Annotated in this window: 6 protein-coding genes; 5 read left to right on the forward strand and 1 reads right to left on the reverse strand. The window is 31.1% G+C overall.

Features of this window, described 5'->3' with window-relative positions; genetic code table 11:
• Positions 1–20: 20 nt before the first annotated feature.
• The gene (locus DWY01_RS08135; protein ID WP_117995648.1) at positions 21–467 is read right to left on the reverse strand and encodes a PTS sugar transporter subunit IIA; all 447 of its coding nucleotides are present in this window, start codon (positions 465–467) and stop codon (positions 21–23) included.
• A gap of 289 nt (positions 468–756) precedes the next feature.
• Between DWY01_RS08135 and DWY01_RS08140 the strand changes: the two genes are divergently transcribed.
• From DWY01_RS08140 to DWY01_RS08160, 5 genes are all read left to right on the forward strand, one after another.
• Positions 757–1,395, forward strand: coding sequence for a hypothetical protein (locus tag DWY01_RS08140; protein ID WP_117995649.1), 639 nt, complete (start codon positions 757–759; stop codon positions 1,393–1,395).
• A gap of 10 nt (positions 1,396–1,405) precedes the next feature.
• Entirely contained in the window at positions 1,406–3,430 is a 2,025-nt protein-coding gene (locus DWY01_RS08145; RefSeq protein ID WP_117995650.1) for a BglG family transcription antiterminator, read from the forward strand.
• Between the two features lie 9 nt (positions 3,431–3,439).
• Positions 3,440–4,096 carry a deoxyribose-phosphate aldolase gene (gene deoC / locus DWY01_RS08150; RefSeq protein ID WP_117995651.1) on the forward strand — a complete coding sequence of 219 codons (657 nt, stop codon included), beginning with the start codon at positions 3,440–3,442 and terminating at the stop codon, positions 4,094–4,096.
• Between the two features lie 88 nt (positions 4,097–4,184).
• Positions 4,185–5,519, forward strand: coding sequence for an MATE family efflux transporter (locus DWY01_RS08155; RefSeq protein WP_117995652.1), 1,335 nt, complete (start codon positions 4,185–4,187; stop codon positions 5,517–5,519).
• Positions 5,516–5,983, forward strand: a complete 468-nt coding sequence (locus DWY01_RS08160; RefSeq protein ID WP_199519930.1) for an MATE family efflux transporter — start codon at positions 5,516–5,518, stop codon at positions 5,981–5,983. Before DWY01_RS08155 ends, DWY01_RS08160 begins: the two co-directional genes overlap by 4 nt.
• Positions 5,984–6,403: the final 420 nt, after the last annotated feature.

The following is a 6,403-nucleotide window of genomic DNA, read 5'->3' on the forward strand; positions in this document are numbered from 1 at the left end:
TCCTTCTATGTTACCTTAGCTTATCCCACATTTTCAACAAAGATATTATATATCTCTTGTGGAGTTGAAGCATTTAGTAACGAATTCACTTTTGATTCATCTGCGAAGATATTGGAAACGGCTTGGATGCCTTCCATGTGAGAATGATTATCTTTTGCAACAAGTGTAACTAATATTCGCACATCATATCCATCAGGCTTGAATCTTACAGGTTCTTTTAAAACTGTAACCGCCATCTGTGTTTCATTCACACCAGATTGATTGCTCGCATGGATTAAAGCCAAGTTTTCGCATAACACATAATAGGGCCCAAATTTTTCTGTGTTTTCAAAAACAGCATCTTCGTATTCTTTTGTACAATATCCTTGTTCAATCATTGGTGTACAAGCAACACAAATTGCATCTTCCCAATCTTTTACACTTTCTTTAATAAAACAATTTTTTACTTTTAGCAAATCTTTAATCATCTCGTATCTCTCCTCTTCACACTTGCATTATCTGTGAAATGATTTTCAAAAACAAGAACAATGTTTTGCACAAACATTGTGCAAAATGTATATTTTATCCTTGTCTGTAAGCGCTTTGCACTATTATCATTATATACAGGCGTGTTTTTTTGTGCAAAATAATGATAAAGTCCATAAAAATCCTTTTTCTTGCACAAAGCAGGATGTTTATCGTGAAAAAATTTGGATTTGATAAAATCTTTAACAATTGTTATTTTAAAGATAGTTATGAAAGGGGTTTTTAAGTTTTATGAATATGAGTCTTTTAGCTGCAATTATATTAATTTCACTTATTCTATGTGCAATTGCCATTCCATTTTTTATTCGAAGCTTTTTGTGGCAATCCATTCTTAAAAAAATATATAAAGGTCAATATGACGAAGCAATCCAACAAATGAATGCCCCATTATATACTTTATTATTTACGTCATATGAAAAAAATTACAATATTCTACGTACATATATGTCTAAACAAGATACACATGAAATTACCAAACAAGTAGAATTCATGTTGTCACAGAATTTAAACAATTCCCAAGCTTATCAAGTAGCTAGTCTGACTTACTTTTACTTTTTGGACGATCAAAATGTTGAATTATCTAAAAAATCATTAGACATTATTGAACGAAAAGGAAATGAAGATGAAGTTGCTTATGATCGTATGTTATATCGTATTTTGATTGAGAAAAAAAGCGAAGATATCTCATTTGTGAATGAGCTTTTATCTAAAAATTCAGATGATCAACAACAAGGCATTTTACAATATCTTCTTGGTTTACAATATCAATATCTTTCAGATGTAAAACAAGCAAATTATTATTTCAATAAAGCAAAAAAGAATTTAAAAGGCACACCTTATCATAAAAAAGTAAAAGAAAGTATGGTTTAAGGAGAGTCTTATGTCTATTTCATATACATTAGATAAACGTTGTACAGAAATCCTGAATATTGTAATGTACACAACAGGTTATTTAAAAGTTCAAGACCTTGCGGATGACTTAGAAGTTTCTAAACGAAGCGTCTATTATGACATTTCTAAAATTAACGAATGGCTGGTCGATAATAATATCGATCCTATTATACAAGAGCGCGGCAAAGGAATTATTCTTCATAAAGAGCAGGTTCAGGCTATTCAAAAGACATTAAATAAGAAAAAAAATGAAAGTATACTTGTCTTTACACCTGAAGAAAGACAACGTATTGAAATCTGTTCTATAATTACCCGTAACCGCCCTTTATATATCGAAGATTTTATCGATATTTGCCAAGTTAGTCGAAACACTATAATTAATGATTTAAAATCTGTTGATGCTTTTTTAAGTCATTATGCACTTCAACTTACATATAGTATAAAAACAGGATATCACATACATGGAGATACGATCAAAAAAAGAGCTGTCTTTTTTATGCTGTTCCCTAGCCTTTGGCACTACTATGAAAATCACATTATTGAAGCTTTTGATTCAGAAAGACTTTATGATATATTAAATTGCTTAAAACATATTGAATCTGAATTGCATGCCGAATATGTGAGTGGAATCTTACCTGCTTTAGCTATGTTCATTTCAACCATCCAAAATAGAAATGACATTATTACATTTTCAGACATGGATGAAGAAGAAATTATTGAAACAAATGAGTACAATTTGGTACATAAATATTTTAATGATTTAAAAGACTATGAACAAGTTTATATTGCACTACACCTTCTTGGATCTAGACTGCAAGCTGTTCCTGTGAATGTAATGAAGGAAGAAGATAAAACATATGAATTGGCAAAATCTTTAGTACATGAATTTGAAAGGATTTCATATGTTTTTTATGATCAGGAAGATGAATTGATCAATGCAATCAATGCGCATTTAAAAACTTCTTTATATCGTTTTAAATATGGTATTCAATTAGGAAACCCTATGCTTAACAATATTAAAACCGAATATGAAGAATTGTTTGAATTAACAAAACGTGCTTGCAATGTATTATCTAAAAATCTTGATTGTTTTATTTCGGATGCAGAAGTTGCTTATCTAACCCTGCATTTTGGAGCTTTTATGCCTACACAAAAAGCAAACAAACACACATTTAGAATCTTGATTATATGCCCAAATGGCATTGGAACTGGAAATATGTTACGCCAAGAAGTGTCAACTTTAGTGCCTCAAGCAACTGAAATTAAAAACTTACCTTTAAGCAGTTATGAGCCAGAACACGATTATGATGTTGTTATTTCAACGGTTATGCTGCCAAATGAACAAAAGTTGATTATGGTGCACCCAATACTAACCGATCAAGATCGTGTAGCTATATTAAGAAACTGCATGGCAACTGAGCCGCAGGCAAAAATGCAAATTGATGATATTATGAAAATCGCATCAAATTATATTAATCCCGATCAATTAAATGACTTCCATAAAAATCTACAAGATTATTATTCAAGTATACAAGTACAAAAAGTACCTCATAAAACTTATGATCGAGGTTTATTAGACTTTTTGAAAGGATCCCATATTCAATGTGTAAATTCACAAGTCAGCTGGGAAGAAGCTATTCAAATTTCAGCAAAACCATTATTAGATGATGGTTCTATTTCAAATGATTATGTGAATGCCATCATAAATGATCAAAAAAATAAAGGCTTATATATGTTTTTAGCTGATGATCTTGTTCTAGCACACTCTGCGATTGAAAATGGCGTAAATCGATTAGATGTATCAATGTGTACATTTAAAGAGCCCGTTCCTTTTTTAAATGGTCAAAACGCCAAAATTATTCTTGTACTTTGTGCAGAAGATAAAACCAAACATATTCATGTATTAAATGATATGCTCAATATTTTCTCTAAGAAAAAGAGTATTGATCAAATTGCAAGCTTAAATTCACCAGCAGAAATATATTCATATATAGATAAACATATCGAAAAATAGGAGGTTATCATGGAATTCAATAAATATTTCGATCACACATTTTTAAAGGCATTTGCCACAGAAAAAGACATTGATACACTTTGTCAACAAGCAAGAGAATTAAATACCGCAAGCGTTTGTGTTAACGAAGAATGGGTTGCTTATTGTAAGGAATTACTAAAAGATACAAACGTAATGGTTTGCAGTGTTGTGGGTTTTCCACTAGGACAATGTGGATTAAACACAAAAGCTTACGAAACGAAAGAGGCATTAAAAGATGGTGCAGATGAAATTGACTATGTCTTAAATGTTGGCGATGTGAAAATGGGCAAATTTGACAAAGTAAAAGAGGAGATGGAAACTCTAACAAATATTTGTCACGAACAAAACAAAGGAATTAAAGTGATTTTTGAAAATTGCTATCTAACAAAGGAAGAAATCAAAAAATGTGCTGAAATTGCTAAAGAAGTTAAACCGGATTTCATTAAAACAAGCACTGGATTTGGTACTGGTGGTGCCACAAAAGAAGATGTGAAATTGATGAAAGATACCGTTGGAAGTGATGTTGAAGTAAAAGCAGCCGGTGGCATCCATTCTTACGCTGAAGTAAAAGAAATGATCGAAGCTGGTGCCACTCGTATTGGTGCAAGTGCAACAGTACAAATTGTAGAAGAATACAATAAATAATTATTTGTTATGTCAAAAAGAAATTTAAGCATCTCTTAGATTTCTTTTTTTTGTTTTATAATTAAAAAATTGCTACAATAGTTCCTGTATGAAAAAAAATCAGAGTGTTGACCTATTACATGGCCCTATATTTAAATCGTTAAGTTTACTGGCAATTCCAATCATGGCCACTTATTTTATTCAAATGGCATATAACCTAGTTGATATGTTATGGATTGGATTTTTGGGTTCTGGCGCCGTTGCTAGTGTTGGCGTGTCTGGAAATTTCATGTATTTGGCAAATGGATTAGTAAATATGCCTAAAATTGGTTCTCAAGCATTAGTTGGACAAAGCTTAGGAGCTAATAATAAAGAGGAAACAAAGAATTATATTGAAGCCGCTTTTCAAAGCTCAATATTGTTTGCGTTGATTTATGGAATCATTATTATTGTTTTTCAAAAAAATTTAATACAACTCTTCAATTTGGAAGATCCAACAATAATTCAAGACGCACAAAATTATCTATGGATTACATGTGGTTTTATTATTTTCTCATTTGTGAATCAAATCTTCACGGGTATTTTAACGGCTGCAGGTCATTCAAAAAGTACTTTTATCGCAACCACAACAGGTTTAGTTTTAAATCTTATTTTAGATCCTGTTTTGATTTTTGTTTGTAACCTTAGAGTCATTGGTGCAGCTCTTGCAACCATTATTGCTCAAATTATTGTTACTTTAGTTTTTTTATATGATGCTAAAAAATTAGATTTATTTCAAGAAATACAGTTATTATCAAAACCAGATAAAACTCACATATCTAAAATTTTAAAAATAGGCTTCCCACCTTCTATTCAGAGCATGTTATTTACATGCATTTCCATGTACATTGCTCGTTTAATTTCTAGCTTTGGAGCTATAAGTGTTGCCGTTCAAAAAGTAGGATCTCAAATCGAATCCATTTCATGGATGGCTGCCGATGGATTTAGTGCATCTATCAATGCGTTCACTTCGCAAAATTATGGAGCAAAAAACTATAATCGAGTTCAAAAAGGTTATAAAACTGGAATGCTTGTCGTTGGTTTATGGGGATTGCTTACTTCATGTATATTAATTTTCCTTCCTGGTCCTATTTTTTCTTGTTTTATCCACGAACCTAATATCCTTCCATATGGAATTGACTATCTAGTTATACTTGGATTCTCTCAACTCTTTATGTGCATAGAAATTGCTACACAAGGAGCGTTTAACGGATTAGGTAAAACATTACCTCCAAGTATTGTTTCCATTGTCTTTACTTCCGCAAGAATTCCTATGGCTCTTGTATTCTCACATTTCTTAGGGGTTAATGGAGTATGGTGGGCTATTTCTGTTTCTAGCATCATAAAAGGTATTGTTTTAGTCACATGGTTTATTCTATATTCAAAAAGGAGGCTTGTTTCATGAAAAATCATTCTTTAACGCAAGGAAGCATCGCAAAAGGACTACTCTTCTTTGTGATCCCACTTTTCTTTTCCAATCTATTTCAACAACTCTATAATACAATTGACACTGTATTAGTTGGACATTTTTTAGGAGACAATGCACTGGCTGCCATGGGGGCCACTGCCGCAATCTTTGAATTGATTGTACAGTTTTCTAATGGTTGTGGCACTGGTTTTAGTATTGTTACAGCTCGTTATTTTGGGTCAAGAAATGAAGATGAATTAAAGAAAAGCGTCGCGGCTTCTTTAATTTTAGGACTCGTTATTTCAATCGCAATTACTATCATTTCATATTTTTCTATGCCCTACCTATTAACGATTCTAAAAACCCCACAAAGTATTTATCACGACTCTTTAAACTACATTCGTTGCATTTCAGCTTTATTTAAAGCCATTTGGACTTTTTTAAATCATTTGAAATTATAGATGTTTATAAATCACGAGAAGTTGACGTATTTACGTATCTTCTAAGTAAAAATCTGATCAAAAATCTATAAATAATAGATGGGTTTCGCTTATGATGATATATTTTGATTTTGACGAAGATAATTTGACAAAGATAAATTGAAACAGAATAATTTGCTATATTTGTAACTTTAGAAAAGTGTTATGATAAATTTATAACACTTCATAATTATATGCCCTCTTAGAACATAAAAGATTAACCTTTTTTCTCAAAATATATATGGAAAAAGCTTATAGGTGTTTTTCTTATATTTTTTATATTCTTTAAAATATGTTTGTAAAATTGCCTCTTCAACATTTATTCTTATCTTATAACAAACTATATAAATGATAATCTAAATATGTACATAAATGATCATTTAAGAATGTACACTTCTGATT

Source organism: Eubacterium sp. AF22-8LB, assembly GCF_003458715.1.
Classification (GTDB): Bacteria; Bacillota_I; Bacilli_A; order Erysipelotrichales; family Erysipelotrichaceae; genus Holdemanella.